The sequence below is a fragment of the Mycobacterium sp. NGS33 genome (assembly GCF_059812885.1).
Genome location: NZ_JCALDN010000005.1, coordinates 176,138 through 193,744, shown reverse-complemented (window position 1 = coordinate 193,744; position 17,607 = coordinate 176,138). Strand labels below are relative to the sequence as shown.

The window sequence follows — 17,607 nt, the reverse complement described above, 5'->3', positions numbered from 1 at the left end:
TTTTAGGGGTGAATGACAACCCCTTCGCCGGTCCGTTCGCCAAGCAACCCCGATCGCCGCTGGAGCTGCTGGACACCGTGCCGGAGTCCGTGCTGCGGCGGCTGAAGCAGTACTCCGGCCGCCTGGCCACCGAGGCGGTCTCGGTCATGGGTGATCGGTTGCCGTTCTTCGCCGACCTGGAGGCGTCGCAGCGGGCCAGCATGGCACTGGTGGTGCAGACGGCCATCAACAACTTCGCCGAGTGGATGCAAGACCCGCACAGCAACGTCAGCCACACCGCACAGGCCTTCGAACTGGTGCCCCAGGACCTCGCCCGCCGCATCGCGTTGCGCCACAGCGTCGACATGGCGCGCGTGACCATGGACTTCTTCGAGGAAGTCGTCCCGCTGCTGGCCCGCTCCGAAGAGCAGCTGACCGCGCTGACGGTGGGCATCCTGAAGTACAGCCGCGACCTGGCGTTCACCGCCGCCACCGCCTACGCGAACGCGGCCGAGGCGCGCGGCACCTGGGACAGCCGGATGGAGGCCAGCGTCGTCGACGCGGTGGTCCGCGGGGACACGGGCCCCGAGCTGCTGTCCCGCGCCGCGGCACTGAACTGGGACACCACCGCCCCGGCGACGGTCGTCGTCGGCACCCCGGCTCCCGGGCGCGACGGGTCCACCGGTCCCGACGACAGCGAACGCGCGAGCCAGCACGTCCGCGACATCGCCGCGCAGCACGGGCGCGCGGCCCTCACCGACGTGCACGGCACCTGGCTGGTCGCGATCGTGTCCGGCCAATTGTCGCCCACCGACAAATTCCTGGGCGATCTGCTGGCGGCGTTCGCCGACGGCCCCGTGGTCGTCGGGCCCACCGCACCGATGCTGACGGCGGCCTATCACAGCGCCAGTGAGGCGATATCCGGCATGAACGCCGTGGGCGGCTGGCGCGGAGCGCCTCGTCCCGTGCCGGCGCGCGAACTACTGCCCGAACGCGCCCTGATGGGCGATGCGTCGGCGATCGTGGCGCTGCACACCGACGTGATGGGCCCGTTGGCCGACGCGGGTCCGACGCTGATCGAGACCCTCGACGCTTACTTAGATTGTGGCGGCGCCATTGAGGCTTGTGCCAGAAAGTTGTTCGTTCATCCAAACACCGTGCGCTACCGACTCCGGCGGATCACCGACTTCACCGGCCGCGATCCCATGCAGCCCCGTGATGCATATGTGCTGCGCGTGGCGGCGACGGTCGGCCAACTCAACTACCCGACCAACCCGCCAAGCGCCGCCAACAACGCCATGCCCGCTGTTCCGCTGCCGGTCAAAGGGGCCGTCGGCGGGCAATTCGGCGGATAGTGACCCAGGCAACAGATCGCGGCACGATATCAAACCCGTAGCTTACGGAGCCGTTTTGTAGGGAGTACACAAAAACCTAAGACGAGGTTCATAATCTGTTACACCCGCCAAAACCGTTTCCACAGTGTTCTCTTAAACACGTGATTGCATTGCTTGCGCCCGGACAGGGTTCGCAGACCGAGGGGATGCTCTCGCCATGGCTGGAGCTCGCCGGTGCCGCTGACCAGTTGGCGCTGTGGTCCAAGGCCAGTGGCCTCGACCTCGTGCGCCTGGGCACCACCGCATCGACCGAAGAGATCACCGACACCGCGGTCACCCAGCCGCTGGTCGTGGCAGCCACGCTGCTGGCCCACCAGGAGCTGACCAAGCGCGGACTGCTGTCGGACGCCGAACTGGTCGTGGCCGGCCACTCCGTCGGTGAGATCGCCGCCTACGCGATCGCCGGCGTGATCGCCGCCGACGACGCCGTCGCGCTGGCCGCCACCCGCGGCGCCGAGATGGCCAAGGCGTGCGCCGTCGAGCCGACCGGCATGTCCGCGGTGCTCGGTGGCGACGAGGCCGAGGTGCTGGCCCGCCTCGAGCAGCTCGACCTGTTCCCCGCGAACCGCAACGCCGCCGGGCAGATCGTCGCCGCCGGCGCGCTGACCGCGCTGGAGAAGCTGGCCGAAGACCCGCCGGAGAAGGCCCGGGTGCGCGCGCTTGGCGTGGCCGGCGCGTTCCACACCAAGTACATGGCGTCGGCGCTCGACGGTTATGCCGCCGCGGCGGCCGCCGTCCAGACGTCCGAGCCCACCGCCACGCTGCTGTCGAACCGCGACGGCAAGCCGGTCGCCTCGGCGGCCGCGGCGATGGAGGCGCTGGTCGCTCAGCTCACCCAGCCGGTGCGCTGGGACCTGTGCACCGCGACGCTGCGTGACCTGGAAGTCACTGCGGCCGTGGAGTTCCCGCCCGCGGGGACTCTCACCGGTATCGCCAAACGAGAACTTCGGGGGGTTACGGCTCGCGCCGTCAAGTCGCCCGCAGACCTGGACGCTTTGGCCGAGCTCTAAAGCCAGCTCGACCAGTTGCATAACCAGTACAACCGCATATCACGTCAATTCGACTAACACGCAACACATTACGAAGGGAAGAAAGCTGTGGCCGTCAGCCAGGAAGAAATCATCGCCGGTATCGCCGAGATCATCGAAGAGGTGACCGGTATCGAGCCCTCCGAGGTCACCCCGGAGAAGTCGTTCGTCGACGACCTGGACATCGACTCGCTGTCGATGGTTGAGATCGCCGTGCAGACCGAGGACAAGTACGGCGTCAAGATCCCCGACGAGGACCTCGCCGGTCTGCGCACCGTTGGTGACGTCGTCTCCTACATCCAGAAGCTCGAGGAAGAGAACCCCGAGGCTGCCGAGGCGCTGCGCGCCAAGCTGGAGACCGAGAACCCCGAGGCGGTCGCCAACGTCAAGTCGAGGCTGGAAGCGGACAGCAAGTGAGCAAGCCTTCCACTGCTAATGGCGGTTACCCCAACGTTGTGGTAACCGCCGTCGCGGCGACGACCTCGATCGCGCCGGACATCGAGAGCACGTGGAAGGGTTTGTTGGCCGGCGAAAGCGGCATCCACGTTCTCGAAGACGAGTTCATCACCAAGTGGGACCTGCCCGTCCAGATCGGTGGCCACCTCAAGGAGCCCATCGACGAGCACATGAGCAGGCTCGACTTGCGGCGCATGTCGTACGTCCAGCGGCTGGCGAAGTTGCTCAGCACTCAGCTCTGGGAGTCCGCCGGCAGCCCGGAGGTCGACCCCGACCGGTTCTCGGTCGTGGTCGGCACCGGTCTCGGTGGCGCCGAGAGGATCGTGGAGAGCTACGACCTGATGAACGAGGGCGGGCCCCGCAAGGTGTCGCCGCTCGCCGTTCAGATGATCATGCCCAACGGCGCCGCGGCGGTGGTGGGTCTGCAGCTGGGCGCCCGCGCCGGGGTCATCACCCCGGTGTCGGCGTGCTCGTCCGGCTCGGAGGCGATCGCGCACGCGTGGCGCCAGATCGCAATGGGCGACGCCGATTTCGCCGTCTGCGGCGGGGTCGAGGGTCCCATCGAGGCGCTGCCGATCGCGGCGTTCTCGATGATGCGGGCCATGTCCACTCGCAACGACGAGCCCGAGCGTGCGTCTCGGCCGTTCGACAAGGACCGCGACGGCTTCGTGTTCGGCGAGGCCGGGGCCCTGATGATCATCGAGACCGAAGAGCACGCCAAGGCCCGCGGCGCCAAGCCGCTGGCCCGGTTGATGGGTGCCGGCATCACCTCGGACGCTTTCCACATGGTGGCGCCGGCGGCGGACGGCGTGCGTGCGGGCCGGGCGATGACGAGGTCGCTCGAGTTGGCGGGGTTGTCCCCCAAGGACATCGACCACGTCAACGCGCACGGCACCGCGACGCCGATCGGTGACACTGCCGAGGCCAACGCAATCCGGGTCGCCGGTTGCCAGGAGGCGGCGGTGTACGCACCGAAGTCGGCTCTGGGCCACTCCATCGGTGCGGTCGGGGCTTTGGAATCTGTTCTCACGGTATTGAGCCTTCGGGACGGCGTGATACCGCCAACACTCAACTACGAAACACCCGATCCCGAGATCGATTTGGATGTTGTCGCGGGCGAACCTCGCTACGGCGATTTCCGTTACGCGATCAACAACTCATTCGGGTTCGGTGGCCACAACGTGGCACTCGCCTTCGGGCGGTACTGAGTACGGCGTCCGGCGACGACTCGGGTCCCCACGGGCCCGAGGAGGAGCCGGACAACATGGAAGGAACGTTCGCAAGACCCATGACAGAGCTGGTTACCGGGAAATCGCTCCCGACCGTGGTCGTCACTGGCGTAGCCATGACGACCGCGTTGGCTACTGATGCCGACACCACCTGGAAGCTGTTGCTGGACAGCCAAAGTGGTATCCGCAAACTCGAGGATCCGTTCGTCGAGGAGTTCGACCTGCCGGTGCGCATCGGCGGGCATCTGCTGGAGGAATTCGACAGCCAGTTGACCCGCGTGGAGTTGCGTCGCACGGGCTACCTGCAGCGGATGTCGACCGTGTTGGGCCGGCGGGTCTGGGAGAACGCCGGCTCCCCCGAGGTCGACAGCAATCGGCTGATGGTGTCGATCGGCACCGGTTTGGGTTCGTCGGAAGAGATGGTCTTCAGCTACGACGACATGCGCGCTCGTGGCATGAAGGCCGTCTCTCCGCTCGGCGTGCAGAAGTACATGCCCAACGGCGCCTCGGCCGCGGTTGGCCTGGAGCGTCAGGCGAAGGCCGGTGTGATCACCCCGATTTCGGCGTGCGCGTCGGGCTCGGAGGGGGTGGCGCAGGCCTGGCGCAACATCGTGTTCGGCGAGGCCGACATCGCCATCTGCGGCGGCGTCGAGACCAGGATCGAGGCGGTGCCGATCGCGGCGTTCGCCCAGATGCGCATCGTGATGTCGACCAAGAACGACGACCCGGTGGGGGCCTGCCGACCGTTCGACCGCGACCGCACCGGGTTCGTGTTCGGTGAGGCCGGCGCGCTGATGGTCATCGAGACCGAGGAACACGCCAAGGCCCGCGGCGCCAATATCTTGGCCCGCATCATGGGCGCCAGCATCACCTCCGACGGCTACCACATGGTCGCCCCGGACCCCAACGGCGAACGCGCCGGGCACGCCATGAGCCGCGCCATCCAGCTCGCCGGCCTGAGCCCGTCCGACATCCATCACGTCAACGCCCACGCCACCGGCACCTCCGTCGGTGACGTCGCCGAGGGCAAGGCGATCAACAACGCCCTGGGCCCGCACGGCGGCAACGCCGCCGTCTACGCCCCCAAGGCCGCCCTGGGCCACTCGGTGGGCGCGGTCGGCGCGGTGGAATCCATCCTGACCGTGCTCGCCCTGCGCGACCAGGTCGTCCCGCCCACGCTCAACCTGGAAAACCTCGACCCCGAGATCGACCTGGACGTCGTGGCCGGCAAACCACGCCCGGGCAACTACGAGTACGCCATCAACAACTCGTTCGGCTTCGGCGGACACAACGTGTCCATCGTCTTCGGGCGGTACTGAACCCGAGCAACACCGAATATCAGGAGACCTGCGATGACTATCACGGCCCCCGAGACGGTTGGCGAGTCGCTCGACCCTCGCGACCCGCTGTTGCGCTTGAGCAATTTCTTCGACGACGACACCGTCGAGCTGTTGCACGAGCGGGACCGGTCCGGCGTGCTGGCCGCCGCGGGAACCGTGAACGGTGTGCGCACCATCGCGTTCTGCACCGACGGCACCGTGATGGGCGGTGCCATGGGCATCGAGGGTTGCACGCACATCGTCAACGCCTACGACACCGCCATCGAGGAGCAGAGCCCGATCGTGGGTATCTGGCACTCCGGTGGTGCCCGGCTGGCCGAGGGCGTGAAGGCACTGCACGCGGTGGGCCTGGTGTTCGAGGCGATGATCCGGGCGTCGGGCTACATCCCGCAGATCTCGGTGGTCGTCGGCTTCGCGGCCGGCGGCGCCGCCTACGGGCCGGCCCTGACCGACGTCATCGTGATGGCACCGGATAGCCGGGTGTTCGTCACCGGGCCCGACGTGGTGCGCAGCGTCACCGGCGAGGACGTGGACATGTGCTCGCTGGGTGGTCCCGAGACCCACCACAAGAAGTCCGGGGTGTGCCACATCGTCGCCGACGACGAGCTCGACGCCTACGAGCGTGGTCGCCGGTTGGTCGGGTTGTTCTGCCAGCAGGGGCATTTCGACCGCAACAAGGCCGAGGCCGGCGACACCGACATCCACGCGCTGCTGCCCGAGTCGGCGCGACGGGCCTACGATGTGCGCCCGATCGTGACCGCGATCCTCGACGACGAGACGCCGTTCGACGAGTTCCAAGCCAACTGGGCGCCGTCGATGGTGATCGGGCTGGGCCGGCTGTCCGGCCGCACGGTCGGCGTGCTGGCCAACAACCCGTTGCGCCTGGGCGGTTGTCTGAACTCCGAAAGCGCCGAGAAGGCAGCGCGTTTCGTGCGCCTGTGCGATGCGTTCGGTATTCCGCTGGTGGTGATCGTCGATGTGCCCGGTTACCTGCCCGGCGTCGACCAGGAGTGGGGCGGCGTGGTGCGCCGCGGCGCCAAGCTGTTGCACGCATTCGGTGAGTGCACGGTGCCGCGTGTCACGCTGGTCACCCGAAAGACGTACGGCGGGGCCTACATTGCGATGAACTCCCGGTCGCTGAATGCCACCAAGGTGTACGCGTGGCCGGACGCCGAGGTCGCGGTGATGGGCGCCAAGGCCGCCGTCGGCATCCTGCACAAGAAGAAGCTGGCGGCCGCCGCCGACGACGAGCGCGAAGCGCTGCACGATCAGCTGGCCGCCGAGCACGAGCGGATCGCGGGCGGCGTGGACAGCGCCATCGAGATCGGCGTGGTCGACGAGAAGATCGACCCTTCCCACACCCGCAGCAAGCTCACCGAGGCGCTGGCCCAGGCGCCCGCGCGCCGCGGCCGCCACAAGAACATCCCGCTGTAATTCGGCTGCTCCCGCGAATTCTCGAAAGCGCTTGCCGCAGCTCCGCTTCGGGGTCGGCGGGAAGTTGCTCGGCGCGCCACCCGACGAAATCGTCCGGGCGGATCAGCAGTGCCCCATCCGGTGCGAGGCCGGTGGTCTCCGCCCATTCGTCGCTGTAGAAGCGATGCGTCGCCAGCGAGGCCGAAGCCGCTGCCGCACACCATCGCTCGTCTGCGGACAGCACGGTGAATTCGGGCCCCAACAGATCGAGTGTCGAGACCCCCGGGCGCACCCAGACGTGCGGCACCCGCGTGCCCGGTTGCGCGCGCAATTCGTGCACCAAGCCGCCGCCGTCCGCGTCGCTGGCCACGATCGCGGGCGAGCGGTACCGGTATCCGATGAGCAGGTCGAACATCGAGCACTCTTCGCCGGCCGGCAGTTGCGGGGCGTCACCACCCGCCCGCAGCAGGGCCGCCGACGGCCCGGTGAGCGATTGGCGGGCGGCGAAGCGGCCCACCGGATGACGCTCGGCGTGATAGGTCGCCAATAGATCCGGTGCGGCCGTGCCGTGTAGGACGGCGGCGAGTTTCCAGGCCAGGTTGTGTGCGCTCTGAATCGCGGTGTTGGCTCCCCCGGCCTTGAACGGCGGCATGGTGTGCGCCGAATCGCCGACGAGAAAGGCTCGCCCGCAATCGAATTGATCTGCCACTTGCTCGTAGGGCTGCCACGCCGCGACCTCGATGATGTCGATGTCGATCGGCTCCCCGACCGCCTTGGTGAGCACCTGGCGGCAGCGCTGCGGGGTGAACTGTTCGGCCGTCTCACCCTCGCCGGGAAAGTAGGTGGTGATGAACATGCCGAGGTCGCCCTCGGCGACCAGGAATATGCCGTCCACGTCGTCGTTTCGGACCTGCACGCCATCGCCATCGTGCAGCTCCGGGATGAAGCGGCGCCACGGCGCTCGGAAGTAGATGAACACCACGTAGATCGGCAGCGCGCCGTAGCCGGATGTGCTGATGCCCAGGGATTTACGGATCGGGCTGTGCACGCCGTCGGCGCCGACGAGATAGTCGGCGCGGACGGTCTGCGACTCCCCCGACTCCGCGTCGCGCACCACCGCGGTCACCCCCGCGTCGTCCAGCTCGAACGAGGACAACTGGGTGCCGTAGCGCACCTCGTTGCCGCCGCGCCGCGCCGCCTCGATCAGGATCGGCTCGAGCCGGCTCTGCGGGCAATACTGCGCCGCCGGCTCGGGGCTGAGCGTGTCCAGGCCCGCGAAGATCGCCTCGACGTCGAGCGCCGGCTCTTGCACGGCGCTGTTGAGCGTGGACCTGACCACCAGCGCCGAGACGTGCTCGGCGACCGCGCGCACCTCGTCCCGCAGACCGAGTCCGCGCAGGATCTCCGAGGTTCGGAAACTCAGGTTGCGGGCCTTGGGATACAGGAAGAACTCCGGTCGTTTCTCGACCAGCAGCGCGCGGACGCCGTGCTGCGCCAGCAGCGCCGACGTGGCCAGTCCGCCGACGCCGGCGCCCACGATCAGTACCGGGACTCGAGTAACCATCAGACCTCCCTCCACCACCACCCATAAACTGACAGTCTCTATCATAAGATACTAACTATCAATACTGGGCGGGCGAGAGCGAGGCCTCGGGCCTAGCCGAAGCGCGCCAGAAACTCCTCGGCCACGGCGACCACTCGCTCCCGGTCGCGGGCCACCAACCCGATCCGCGTGCGCCGATCCAGGATGTCGGAGACATCGAGTGCGCCCTCGTGCGTTATCGCGTATTCGAATTCAGCTCTGCTGACGTCGATTTCGTCCGCAACCGGCGCGGTCGGTCGCTCGCAGGCCGCGGTGGCAACCACCTTGGGCGCCTCGGCGCCGAAGCGCTGCACCAGTGAATCCGGCACCCCGGCGGCGGATGCCGCGATCACGCCGGGATTGGCCGGCGCTCCGATCAGTGGCAGGTTGCGGGTTCGGCACTTCGCGGCGCGCAGTCGCCGGACCCGGACGGCGCGATCCAGCACGTCCTGCGCCATGTAACGGTATTCGGTCAGCTTGCCGCCGATCACGCTGATCACCCCGGACGCCGATTCGACGACGGCGTGTTCGCGCGAGACGTCGGCGGTGCGACCCTCGCCGGTGTCGATCAGTGGCCGCAATCCGGCGTACGCGCCGATCACGTCGGTGGCGGTGAGCGCGGTCCCCAACGCGGTGTTGACCGTGTCGAGCAGGAACGTGATCTCGTCGACCGACGGTTCGGGCACATCCGGGACGGGACCGGGAGCCGCCTCGTCGGTCAGCCCCAGATAGACCCGGCCCAGTTGTTCGGGCATCGCGAACACGAAGCGGTTGAGCTCCCCGGGGATCGGAATGGTCAGCGCCGCAGCCGGATTGCCGAAGGCCTCAGCGTCGAAGACCAGATGCGTGCCGCGACTGGGCCGCAGCCGCAACGAGCCGTCGACCTCACCCGCCCACACCCCGGCCGCGTTGATGACCGCGCCCGCCGAGACCTCGAACGACTCACCGCCGCGCATGTCGGTCAGCCGCACGGAGGTGCCGGTGGCCCGCGACGCCGACACATGGGTCAAGATTCGCGCGCCGTGCTGCGCCGCGGTGCGGGCGACGGCGGTGACCAGGCGAGCGTCGTCGATCAATTGACCGTCGTAGGCCAAAAAGCCCCCGTCCAAACCGTCACGGCGCACGGTCGGCGCCATCTCCACGACGCGCTGTGCCGAAATGCGCCGCGAGCGTGGCAGTGTCGAGGCGGGGGTGCCGGCCAGAAACCGCAGCGCGTCGCCGGCCAGGAAGCCACCGCGCACCAGGGCACGCTTGCCCCGACTCATCGACGGCAGCAACGGCACCAACTGCGGCATCGCATGAACCAGGTGAGGCGCGTTGCGCGTCATCAGGATTCCCCGCTCGATGGCGCTGCGCCGGGCGATGCCCACGTTGCCCGTCGCCAGATAGCGCAGTCCACCGTGGACGAGCTTGGAGCTCCAGCGGCTGGTACCGAAGGCCAGATCGCGTTTCTCCACCAGCGCCACCCGCAGCCCGCGCGCGGCGGCATCCAGCGCGATCCCGGCGCCGGTGATGCCACCGCCGATCACCACGACGTCCACTGGCTCACCGTCGGCGAGTGCGGTCAGGTCGGCGGCGCGGCGCGCGGCGTTCAGGGCGGTCGGATCAGGTATCACGACAGGTATCCGTTCAGCGAGTAGGCGAGCTCGGTGGTTAGCGCGTCGCCGTCGAGCATCGGCTCGACGATCCGGGCCGACTGGATGGTCGACTGCGCGATCAGCAGCACCATGGTCGCCATCTGGACCGGGTCCCCGAGCCGGACGCTGCCGTGGCGCTGGGCCACCCGCAGCCGCGCGGCAAGGGCGTCGATCAGCATGCGCTGGCTGGTCCCCAGGCGTTCGGTGATGTACGTCGACGCGAGGTCCGAGTGCAGCACCGACATCACCAATCGGTCGGCACGCAACAAGTCGGCCGCCGCAACTATCTGTCGCACAAGCGATTCACGGTCGTCTCCCAACAACGGCGCGTCACGCATCACCTCGGTGACGTGCTGGGTCAGTAGCGCCGCCACGATCGACTGCGTGTCCGGCCATCGCCGGTAGACGGTCGGCCTGCTGACCCCCGCTCGCCGGGCTATCTCGGCGAGGGTCACCCGCTCCACGCCGAAATCCACCACGCAGCTGGCCGCGGCCGCGAGGATGCGTTCTCCGGTATCTAGCTCGTCGTTACGGATTGACAACATGTGTAATACTGTAACGCATGACGCATCCCCAGGGGCTCCGCCCGCCGATGAAGTGGAACGCGTGGGGCGATCCCGCCGCGGCCAAGCCGCTCTCGGAGGGGATCCGGTCATTGCTGCAGCAGGCCGTGGGGGTCGAGGGGTCCCGCACGGCCGAACTGCGCTCCGAGGAGGTGGAACTGCGGCCGTCGTCGTTGTCGGCGGCAGATCGGCAAGCGCTGGCTGCCATCGTCGGCGCCGAGCATTGCCGCACCGCCGATGCCGATCGGTTGCTGCACGCGGGCGGCAAGTCCACCATCGACCTGCTCAACCGCGCGGATCGCGGCCCGCAGGATGCGCCCGACGCCGTGCTGCTTCCCGGCGATGACGACGCCGTGGCCCGCGTCCTGCGCTACTGCTCGGAACACCGCATCGCCGTCGTCCCCTTCGGCGGAGGAACCAGCGTGGTCGGTGGGCTCGATCCCGTCCGCGCGGAGTTCTCCGCCGTCGTCTCGCTGGACCTGCGCCGTTTCGATCGATTGATCACGCTGGACGAGGTGTCCGGTCAGGCGGTCTTCGGGGCGGGAGTCACCGGACCGGACGCCGAACGACTCCTTGGTGCGCAAGGCTTTTCGCTCGGTCATTTTCCGCAGAGCTTCGAGTACGCCACCATCGGCGGCTTTGCCGCGACCCGCTCCTCGGGGCAGGACTCGGCGGGCTACGGCCGGTTCAACGACATGGTGCGGGGCCTACGCGTGGTCACGCCGGTGGGCACCATGGACCTGGGTCGCGCACCGGAATCGGCCGCCGGACCCGACCTGCGTCAGCTGTTGATCGGCTCTGAGGGCACTCTGGGCGTGATCACCCAGGTGCGGCTGCGGGTGCACCGCGCCCCGGAAACCGTCCGCTACGAGGCGTGGTCGTTTCCCGATTTCCAGACCGGGGCCGCGGCGCTGCGCGCCGTCACCCAGAATGCCACCGGCCCCACGGTCATTCGGCTCTCCGACGAGGCCGAGACCGGCGTCAACCTGGCCACCACCGAGTCGATCGGCGAATCCCAGATCACCGGCGGATGCCTGGCCATCACCGTGTTCGAGGGCACCGACGACCACGTCCAGAGCCGGCACGCCGAAACGAGCGCACTGCTGGCGGCCCAGGGCGGAACCTCGCTGGGCGAAGGTCCGGCGCGGGCCTGGGAGCGCGGGCGCTTCGGCGCGCCCTACCTGCGCGATTCACTGCTCGCGGCCGGCGCGCTGTGCGAAACGCTAGAGACCGCCACCGACTGGTCGAACATCTCCGCCCTGAAAACCGCTGTGACCCAAGCACTTACCGACGCGCTCGCCGCGACCGGCACGCCCGCTCTGGTGATGTGCCACATCTCGCACGTCTACCCCACCGGCGCCTCGTTGTACTTCACCGTCGTCGCCGGCCAGCGGGGCAATCCGATCGAACAATGGAAAGCCGCCAAAAAGGCCGCGTCGGATGCCATCATGGCCACCGGCGGGACGATCACCCACCACCACGCGGTCGGCGTCGACCATCGACCGTGGATGCGCGACGAGATAGGCGAGCTGGGAGTGCAGGTGCTACGCGCGGTCAAGGCGACATTGGATCCGGCCGGAATTCTCAATCCCGGCAAGCTAATTCCGTGACACCGCTGCGTCGCCGAGAAATCGGCAAGGTGATCGCGCTGACCAACCCGGTGTCGGGGCACGGCGCCGCGGTACGCGCCGCCCAGCTCGCGATCGCCCGGCTGCACCGCCGGGGTGTGGAGGTCGTCGAAATCATCGGCGACGATGCGCAAGACGCGCGCCATCTGGTCGGAGCGGCCATCGAGAAGGGCACCGACGCGGTGATGGTGACCGGGGGCGACGGCGTCGTTTCCAATGCCCTGCAGGTGCTGGCGGGCACCGACATTCCGTTGGGCCTGATTCCGGCCGGCACCGGGAACGATCACGCCCGTGAATTCGGCATCCCCACCAAGGACCCCGAGGCCGCCGCGGACATCGTCATCGACGGGTGCGCGGAATCCATTGACCTGGGCCTGATTCGGGATGACGGCGGCGGCGAGAAGTGGTTCGGCACCGTGGCGGCCACCGGCTTCGACTCGCTGGTCACCGATCGCGCCAACCGGATGAGCTGGCCGCACGGGCGGTTGCGGTACTACGTCGCGATGCTCGCCGAGCTGTCCCAATTGCGGCTCTTGCCATTTCGCTTGGTGCTCGACGGCACCAAGGAGGTCGACGCCGATATCACGCTGGCCGCCTTCGGCAATACCCGCAGCTACGGCGGTGGGATGCAGATCTGCCCCGGCGCCGATTACACCGACGGCCTGCTGGACATCACGATGGTGCACGAGGCGTCGCGGACCAAATTGGTCCGCCTGTTTCCCACCGTGATGAAGGGGACTCACGTCACGCTCGACGAGGTGAGCACGGCTCGGGCCACGTCCATTCGGGTCGAGTGCCCCGGGATCAATGTCTACGCCGACGGCGACTTCGCCTGCGCGCTACCGGCCGAGATCTCGGTGGTGCCGGGCGCGGTGCAGATCCTGCGCCCGGCCAAACGATAGGGCCGGTCTCTGAGGACCATGATCGCGCACTCGAAAGCGCTAGCGGATGTGCTAGCGCTTTCCAGAGTCGTCCGCTGCTTCCAGAGAGGCGCGACCACGCTGCCGATCGGCTAACCGACCCCCCGGCTGAGCCAGGTCACCTCGCCGACGTCGCCGCCGTCGCGGTAGGCCTCGAGCGCCTCATCCCAGGCGGTGCCCAGCACCGAGTCGAGTTCGGCGGCCAGGGTGTCGGCGCCCTGGGCCATCATCGACCGCAGCCGCATCTCGCCGACCATGACGTCGCCGTTGGCGCTCATCGCCCCGCTCCACAGGCCGAGCTGTGGGGTGTGGCTGAACCGGTGGCCGTCCACGCCGGGGCTGGGATCCTCGGTGACCTCGAAGCGCAGCACGGACCAGGACCGCAGCGCGTTGGCCAGCTTGGCGCCGGTGCCCACGGGCCCGACCCAGTTGGTGACCGCGCGCAGCTGACCGGGCATCGCCGGCTGGGGCGTCCAGGTCAGATTCGCCTTGGCACCCAGGGTCGACGACAACGCCCACTCGACATGCGGGCAAACCGCCGCGGGCGAAGCGTGCACGTACACCACGCCTGTCGTCACGTCGGCGAATTGATTCGACGCTCGCATTTCCTGCTCCTTCGGTTCCACGAGGGACGTCTTCCCCAACGACCTGCGGACCCGACAAACAGGGCAGCTAGCTCAAAATCTTCATTTTTTCTGTGTCGTGCGTGTCTATTGTGCCTTGTGATACCCCTGTTGCGCTAGTGTGCATTTCCCACTAGCTGTAATCGGCTATCACGGCGTCGGAAATCGCCGGCCACGGCCGCAGCGCCCACTCCCCGAAATCGCGGTCCGTCAGGACCACCAGGGCCAGCTCTTTTTCGGGATCTGCCCAGATGAAGCCGCCCGCCTGGCCGAAATGGCCGTACGTTCGCGCCGAGTTGCGCGCGCCCGTCCAGTGCGGAGTTTTGCCGTCTCGGAGCTCAAAACCCAGACCCCAATCGTTGGGCCGCTGCACCCCGTAACCGGGTAGCACCCCGTCCAGACCGGGAAATTGCACCGTCGTCGCCTCGGTATGCAGGGCTTCTGAGACCGTCACCGGCCGCAGCAGGTCCCCCGCGAACACCGCCAGATCCGCCACCGTCGACCGCGCCCCGAAACCGGCGGCCACCGCGCCGCCTTCCAAGCGCGTGGCCGCCATGCCGAGCGGTTCGCACACCGCCTCGGTCAGGTAGCGAGCGAACTCGATGCCGGTCTCCCGCTCCACGCTCTGGCCCAGCACGGTGAAGCCCTGGTTGGAGTAGATCCGGCGGGCGCCGGGCGCGGCCAGCACCCGGTCGTCGTGCATCGACAGGCCCGAGGTGTGGGCCAGCAGATGACGGACGGTCGCGCCGGGCGGGCCGGCCGGCGTGTCGAGGTCGAGCGCGCCCTCCTCGACGGCGACCTGCACGGCCCGGGCCGCCAGCGGCTTGGTCACCGAGGCCAGCTCGAACACCCGCGCGGTGTCGCCGTGGCTGGCCAGCACGCCGCCCGGCCCCACCACCGCTGCGGCGGCGGCCCCGACCGGCCAGTCGTTCAGGGCATCGAGGGCCGCCATCACTTCCGGGCGATGTAGTAGTTGTTGATCGGGTCCGACTCGATCTCGGCCACCCGCACGTCGTCGAATCCGGCGTCGCCCAGCATCGAGACGGCCAGTTGCGTGCCCCAGGCGGTACCCAGTCCGGCGCCGTCCAGCGCCAGCGACACCGTCATGCAGTGCATCAGCGACGTGGTGTAGAGGTAGGTGCTCATCGGCACGCCGATGTTCTCCTCGAGCCGGCTCGACGCCTTGATGTCGGCCATCAGCAGCACACCCCCGGGCCGCAGCGCCCGGTAGATGTTGCGCAGGACTTGCGCCGGCTGCGCCTGATCGTGGATGGCGTCGAAGACCGTGATGACGTCGTAGGCCTCCGCCTTGTCCAGCTCGGCGAGATTGTGGCTTTCGAAGGCCGCGTTGGACAGCCCCCGCTCGGCGGCCTCCCGAACGCCGGTGGCGATGGCCTGCTCGGAAAAGTCGATGCCGGTGAAGCGGCTGGCCGGAAACGCTTGTGCCATCACGTTGATGGCGTGTCCGCTGCCGCAGCCGAAATCCGCCACGTCGGCGCCGGACTGCAGCCGCTGCACGAGTCCGTCCACCAACGGCAGCACCACGTCGACCAACGCGGTGTCGTAGACCACGCCGCTCTGCTCGGCCATCAACGCGTGGAAGCGGGGAAACTCGCTGTACGGCAGCCCGCCGCCGGCGCGGAAGCACCCGATGATCTTCTGTTCGACCTCGGCGAGCACCGGGACGAGCAGGGTCACCAGGGCCAGGTTGTCCGGTCCGGCCGCGCGGGTCAGCACGGCGGCGCGCTGCGCGGGCAACGAGTAGGTGGCGGCGTCGGGGTCGTAGTCGACGACGCGTCCGGTCGTCATGCCGGCCAGCCACTCTCGGACGTAACGTTCGTTGAGCCCGGCGGCCTCGGCGATCTGCGTACTGGTGGCCGGCGCCAGCCCGGCCATCGTGTCCAGCAGACCGGTCTGATGCCCGATGCTGAGCAACAACGTCAGGCTGGCGCCGTCGATTGCCGCGGTTATTCTTTCGGTGAATTCTTCGGTGCTTTCCAAAGCCGTCACGCCCACGGACGCTACACCGGTTCCTGGGTGGACAGCCCGCCGAAAGATGTATGGCGGCGAACCCCTAGGTTGGAGCTCATGAGTCAGACAGTGCGCGGCGTGATTTCACGCAAGAAGGGCGAGCCGGTCGAGTTGGTCGACATCGTCGTCCCGGACCCCGGTCCCGGTGAGGCTCTGGTCGACGTCATCGCCTGCGGGGTGTGCCACACCGACCTGACCTACCGCGAGGGCGGCATCAACGACGAGTACCCGTTCCTGCTCGGCCACGAGGCGGCCGGCCGGGTGGAGGCCGTCGGGCCGGACGTGACCGCCGTCGCGCCGGGCGACTTCGTGATCCTGAACTGGCGCGCGGTATGTGGGCAGTGCCGGGCCTGCAAGCGCGGCCGCCCGCACCTGTGCTTCGACACCTTCAACGCCACCCAGAAGATGACGCTGACCGACGGCACCGAGCTCACACCCGCGCTGGGCATCGGCGCGTTCGCCGACAAGACGCTGGTGGCGGCCGGCCAGTGCACCAAGGTCAATCCCGAGGCCGACCCCGCGGTCGCGGGCCTGCTGGGCTGCGGTGTGATGGCCGGGCTGGGCGCGGCGATCAACACCGGCGCCATCACCCGCGACGACACCGTCGCGGTAATCGGTTGCGGCGGTGTGGGCGACGCCGCGATCGCCGGCGCGGCGCTGGTGGGTGCGCGGCGGATCATCGCCGTGGACACCGACAACACCAAACTGGACTGGGCCCGCAAATTCGGCGCCACGCACACCGTCAACGCCCGCGAGCTGGACGTGGTCAAGACCATCCAGGACCTCACCGACGGGTTCGGCGCCAACGTGGTGATCGACGCGGTGGGCCGGCCCGAAACCTGGAAGCAGGCCTTCTACGCGCGCGACCTCGCCGGAACCGTTGTGCTGGTTGGGGTTCCGACACCCGACATGCGCCTGGACATGCCGCTGGTGGACTTCTTCAGCCACGGCGGGGCATTGAAGTCGTCGTGGTACGGCGACTGCCTGCCCGAGCGCGACTTCCCCACGTTGATCGACCTGTATCTGCAGGGCCGGCTGCCGCTGGAGCAGTTCGTCTCCGAGCGCATCGGGCTAGAGGGCATCGAGGAAGCATTCGAGAAGATGCACGGCGGCGAGGTGCTGCGCTCGGTGGTGGTGCTCTGATGGCGGGCATCGAACGGTTGGTCACCCACGGCACCTTCGAACTCGACGGCGGCAGTTGGGAAGTCGACAACAACATCTGGATCGTCGGCGACGACTCCGACGTCGTGGTGTTCGACGCCGCGCATTCCGCCGAGCCGATCCTGGCGGCCGTCGGTAAGCGCAATGTGGTCGCGGTGGTGTGCACCCACGGCCACAACGACCACGTCACCGTGGCGCCCGAACTGGGCGCCGCCCTCGACGCCCCGGTGCTGCTGCACCCCGCCGACGACGTGCTGTGGCGAATGACGCACCCGGACAAGGACTTCCGGCTGATCGCCGACGGCGACACGCTCGATGTCGCCGGCACCGAGCTGCTGGCGCTGCACACGCCCGGCCACTCCCCCGGATCGGTGTGCTGGTATGCCCCGGAACTGGGGGTCGTCTTCAGCGGGGACACCCTGTTCTCCGGCGGCCCCGGCGCGACCGGGCGCTCCTATTCGGACTTCGGAACCATCCTGCAGTCGATTTCCGGTCGGCTCGGCACGCTGCCCGGCGACACCGTCGTGCACACCGGCCATGGCGACAGCACCACCATCGGCGACGAAATCGTGCACTACGAAGAATGGGTGGCCCGCGGCCACTGATCCGCTGCCGAGCTGACC

At 68.3% G+C, this 17,607-nt stretch carries 15 protein-coding genes and 1 pseudogene; 10 read left to right on the top strand and 6 right to left on the bottom strand.

All coding sequences use genetic code 11. The features are described from left to right. The first annotated feature begins 8 nt into the window (after window positions 1-8). The 6 genes from AC5Y5B_RS12825 to AC5Y5B_RS12800 all read left to right on the top strand — a co-directional run bounded on the left by AC5Y5B_RS12825 (window position 9) and on the right by AC5Y5B_RS12800 (window position 6,860). Window positions 9-1,334 (top strand): PucR family transcriptional regulator, encoded by a 1,326-nt coding sequence (locus AC5Y5B_RS12825; RefSeq protein WP_500005506.1) that lies wholly within the window; start codon window positions 9-11, stop codon window positions 1,332-1,334. A 140-nt stretch (window positions 1,335-1,474) separates the two neighbouring features. Next, the gene (locus AC5Y5B_RS12820) at window positions 1,475-2,383 is read left to right on the top strand and encodes an ACP S-malonyltransferase (RefSeq protein ID WP_500005505.1); all 909 of its coding nucleotides are present in this window, start codon (window positions 1,475-1,477) and stop codon (window positions 2,381-2,383) included. Window positions 2,384-2,470: 87 nt separating this feature from the next. Beyond that, entirely contained in the window at window positions 2,471-2,818 is a 348-nt protein-coding gene (gene acpM / locus AC5Y5B_RS12815; RefSeq protein WP_007770614.1) for a meromycolate extension acyl carrier protein AcpM, read from the top strand. Next, on the top strand, window positions 2,815-4,065 hold the full coding sequence (gene kasA / locus AC5Y5B_RS12810) for a 3-oxoacyl-ACP synthase KasA (protein WP_112634363.1): 1,251 nt from the start codon (window positions 2,815-2,817) through the stop codon (window positions 4,063-4,065). The genes acpM and kasA overlap by 4 nt, the downstream gene beginning before the upstream one ends. An 80-nt stretch (window positions 4,066-4,145) precedes the next feature. Then, a complete protein-coding gene (gene kasB / locus AC5Y5B_RS12805; RefSeq protein ID WP_500005504.1) occupies window positions 4,146-5,405 on the top strand; it encodes a 3-oxoacyl-ACP synthase KasB in 1,260 nt (419 codons plus the stop codon). Between the two features lie 33 nt (window positions 5,406-5,438). Further along, window positions 5,439-6,860, top strand: a complete 1,422-nt coding sequence (locus tag AC5Y5B_RS12800; protein WP_112634361.1) for an acyl-CoA carboxylase subunit beta — start codon at window positions 5,439-5,441, stop codon at window positions 6,858-6,860. 1 nt (window position 6,861) lies between these two features. Here the strand turns inward: AC5Y5B_RS12800 and AC5Y5B_RS12795 are convergent. From AC5Y5B_RS12795 to AC5Y5B_RS12785, 3 genes and pseudogenes are all read right to left on the bottom strand, one after another. After that, a pseudogene (locus AC5Y5B_RS12795) lies at window positions 6,862-8,403 on the bottom strand (FAD-dependent monooxygenase); the annotation flags it as partial. A 92-nt stretch (window positions 8,404-8,495) separates the two neighbouring features. Further along, window positions 8,496-10,037: a glycerol-3-phosphate dehydrogenase/oxidase gene (locus AC5Y5B_RS12790; RefSeq protein WP_500005503.1), complete on the bottom strand. Its 1,542-nt coding sequence runs from the start codon at window positions 10,035-10,037 to the stop codon at window positions 8,496-8,498. Next, window positions 10,034-10,603, bottom strand: a complete 570-nt coding sequence (locus AC5Y5B_RS12785) for a TetR/AcrR family transcriptional regulator (protein ID WP_112634359.1) — start codon at window positions 10,601-10,603, stop codon at window positions 10,034-10,036. Before AC5Y5B_RS12785 ends, AC5Y5B_RS12790 begins: the two co-directional genes overlap by 4 nt. 47 nt (window positions 10,604-10,650) lie before the next feature. On the opposite strand from AC5Y5B_RS12785, the gene AC5Y5B_RS12780 reads away from it, so the two are divergent. Together AC5Y5B_RS12780 and AC5Y5B_RS12775 are read left to right on the top strand one after the other, a co-directional pair. Then, window positions 10,651-12,231 carry an FAD-binding oxidoreductase gene (locus tag AC5Y5B_RS12780; protein WP_500005527.1) on the top strand — a complete coding sequence of 527 codons (1,581 nt, stop codon included), beginning with the start codon at window positions 10,651-10,653 and terminating at the stop codon, window positions 12,229-12,231. Further along, the gene (locus AC5Y5B_RS12775) at window positions 12,186-13,151 is read left to right on the top strand and encodes a diacylglycerol kinase (RefSeq protein WP_430919759.1); all 966 of its coding nucleotides are present in this window, start codon (window positions 12,186-12,188) and stop codon (window positions 13,149-13,151) included. Before AC5Y5B_RS12780 ends, AC5Y5B_RS12775 begins: the two co-directional genes overlap by 46 nt. Before the next feature lie 110 nt (window positions 13,152-13,261). Here AC5Y5B_RS12775 and AC5Y5B_RS12770 read toward each other — a convergent pair whose 3' ends face one another. The 3 genes from AC5Y5B_RS12770 to AC5Y5B_RS12760 form a co-directional block, all read right to left on the bottom strand. Continuing rightward, on the bottom strand, window positions 13,262-13,774 hold the full coding sequence (locus AC5Y5B_RS12770; protein WP_083067022.1) for a DUF3145 domain-containing protein: 513 nt from the start codon (window positions 13,772-13,774) through the stop codon (window positions 13,262-13,264). Between the two features lie 151 nt (window positions 13,775-13,925). Further along, on the bottom strand, window positions 13,926-14,744 hold the full coding sequence (locus AC5Y5B_RS12765) for a serine hydrolase domain-containing protein (RefSeq protein WP_500005502.1): 819 nt from the start codon (window positions 14,742-14,744) through the stop codon (window positions 13,926-13,928). Beyond that, window positions 14,744-15,802 carry a class I SAM-dependent methyltransferase gene (locus AC5Y5B_RS12760; RefSeq protein WP_112634378.1) on the bottom strand — a complete coding sequence of 353 codons (1,059 nt, stop codon included), beginning with the start codon at window positions 15,800-15,802 and terminating at the stop codon, window positions 14,744-14,746. Before AC5Y5B_RS12760 ends, AC5Y5B_RS12765 begins: the two co-directional genes overlap by 1 nt. A 78-nt stretch (window positions 15,803-15,880) precedes the next feature. On the opposite strand from AC5Y5B_RS12760, the gene AC5Y5B_RS12755 reads away from it, so the two are divergent. Next, entirely contained in the window at window positions 15,881-16,966 is a 1,086-nt protein-coding gene (locus AC5Y5B_RS12755; protein WP_112634356.1) for an S-(hydroxymethyl)mycothiol dehydrogenase, read from the top strand. Further along, window positions 16,966-17,589 carry an MBL fold metallo-hydrolase gene (locus tag AC5Y5B_RS12750; RefSeq protein WP_112634355.1) on the top strand — a complete coding sequence of 208 codons (624 nt, stop codon included), beginning with the start codon at window positions 16,966-16,968 and terminating at the stop codon, window positions 17,587-17,589. The genes AC5Y5B_RS12755 and AC5Y5B_RS12750 overlap by 1 nt, the downstream gene beginning before the upstream one ends. Window positions 17,590-17,607 lie beyond the last annotated feature (18 nt).

Bases quoted from the DNA above. Each gene is read 5' to 3' on its own strand.
- kasB (WP_500005504.1), top strand. From the start codon at position 4,146: ATGACAGAGCTGGTTACCGGGAAATCGCTCCCGACCGTGGTCGTCACT.
- AC5Y5B_RS12800 (WP_112634361.1), top strand. From the start codon at position 5,439: ATGACTATCACGGCCCCCGAGACGGTTGGCGAGTCGCTCGACCCTCGC.
- AC5Y5B_RS12785 (WP_112634359.1), bottom strand. From the start codon at position 10,603: ATGTTGTCAATCCGTAACGACGAGCTAGATACCGGAGAACGCATCCTC.
- AC5Y5B_RS12780 (WP_500005527.1), top strand. From the start codon at position 10,651: ATGAAGTGGAACGCGTGGGGCGATCCCGCCGCGGCCAAGCCGCTCTCG.
- AC5Y5B_RS12770 (WP_083067022.1), bottom strand. From the start codon at position 13,774: ATGCGAGCGTCGAATCAATTCGCCGACGTGACGACAGGCGTGGTGTAC.
- AC5Y5B_RS12765 (WP_500005502.1), bottom strand. From the start codon at position 14,744: ATGGCGGCCCTCGATGCCCTGAACGACTGGCCGGTCGGGGCCGCCGCC.
- AC5Y5B_RS12755 (WP_112634356.1), top strand. From the start codon at position 15,881: ATGAGTCAGACAGTGCGCGGCGTGATTTCACGCAAGAAGGGCGAGCCG.
- AC5Y5B_RS12750 (WP_112634355.1), top strand. From the start codon at position 16,966: ATGGCGGGCATCGAACGGTTGGTCACCCACGGCACCTTCGAACTCGAC.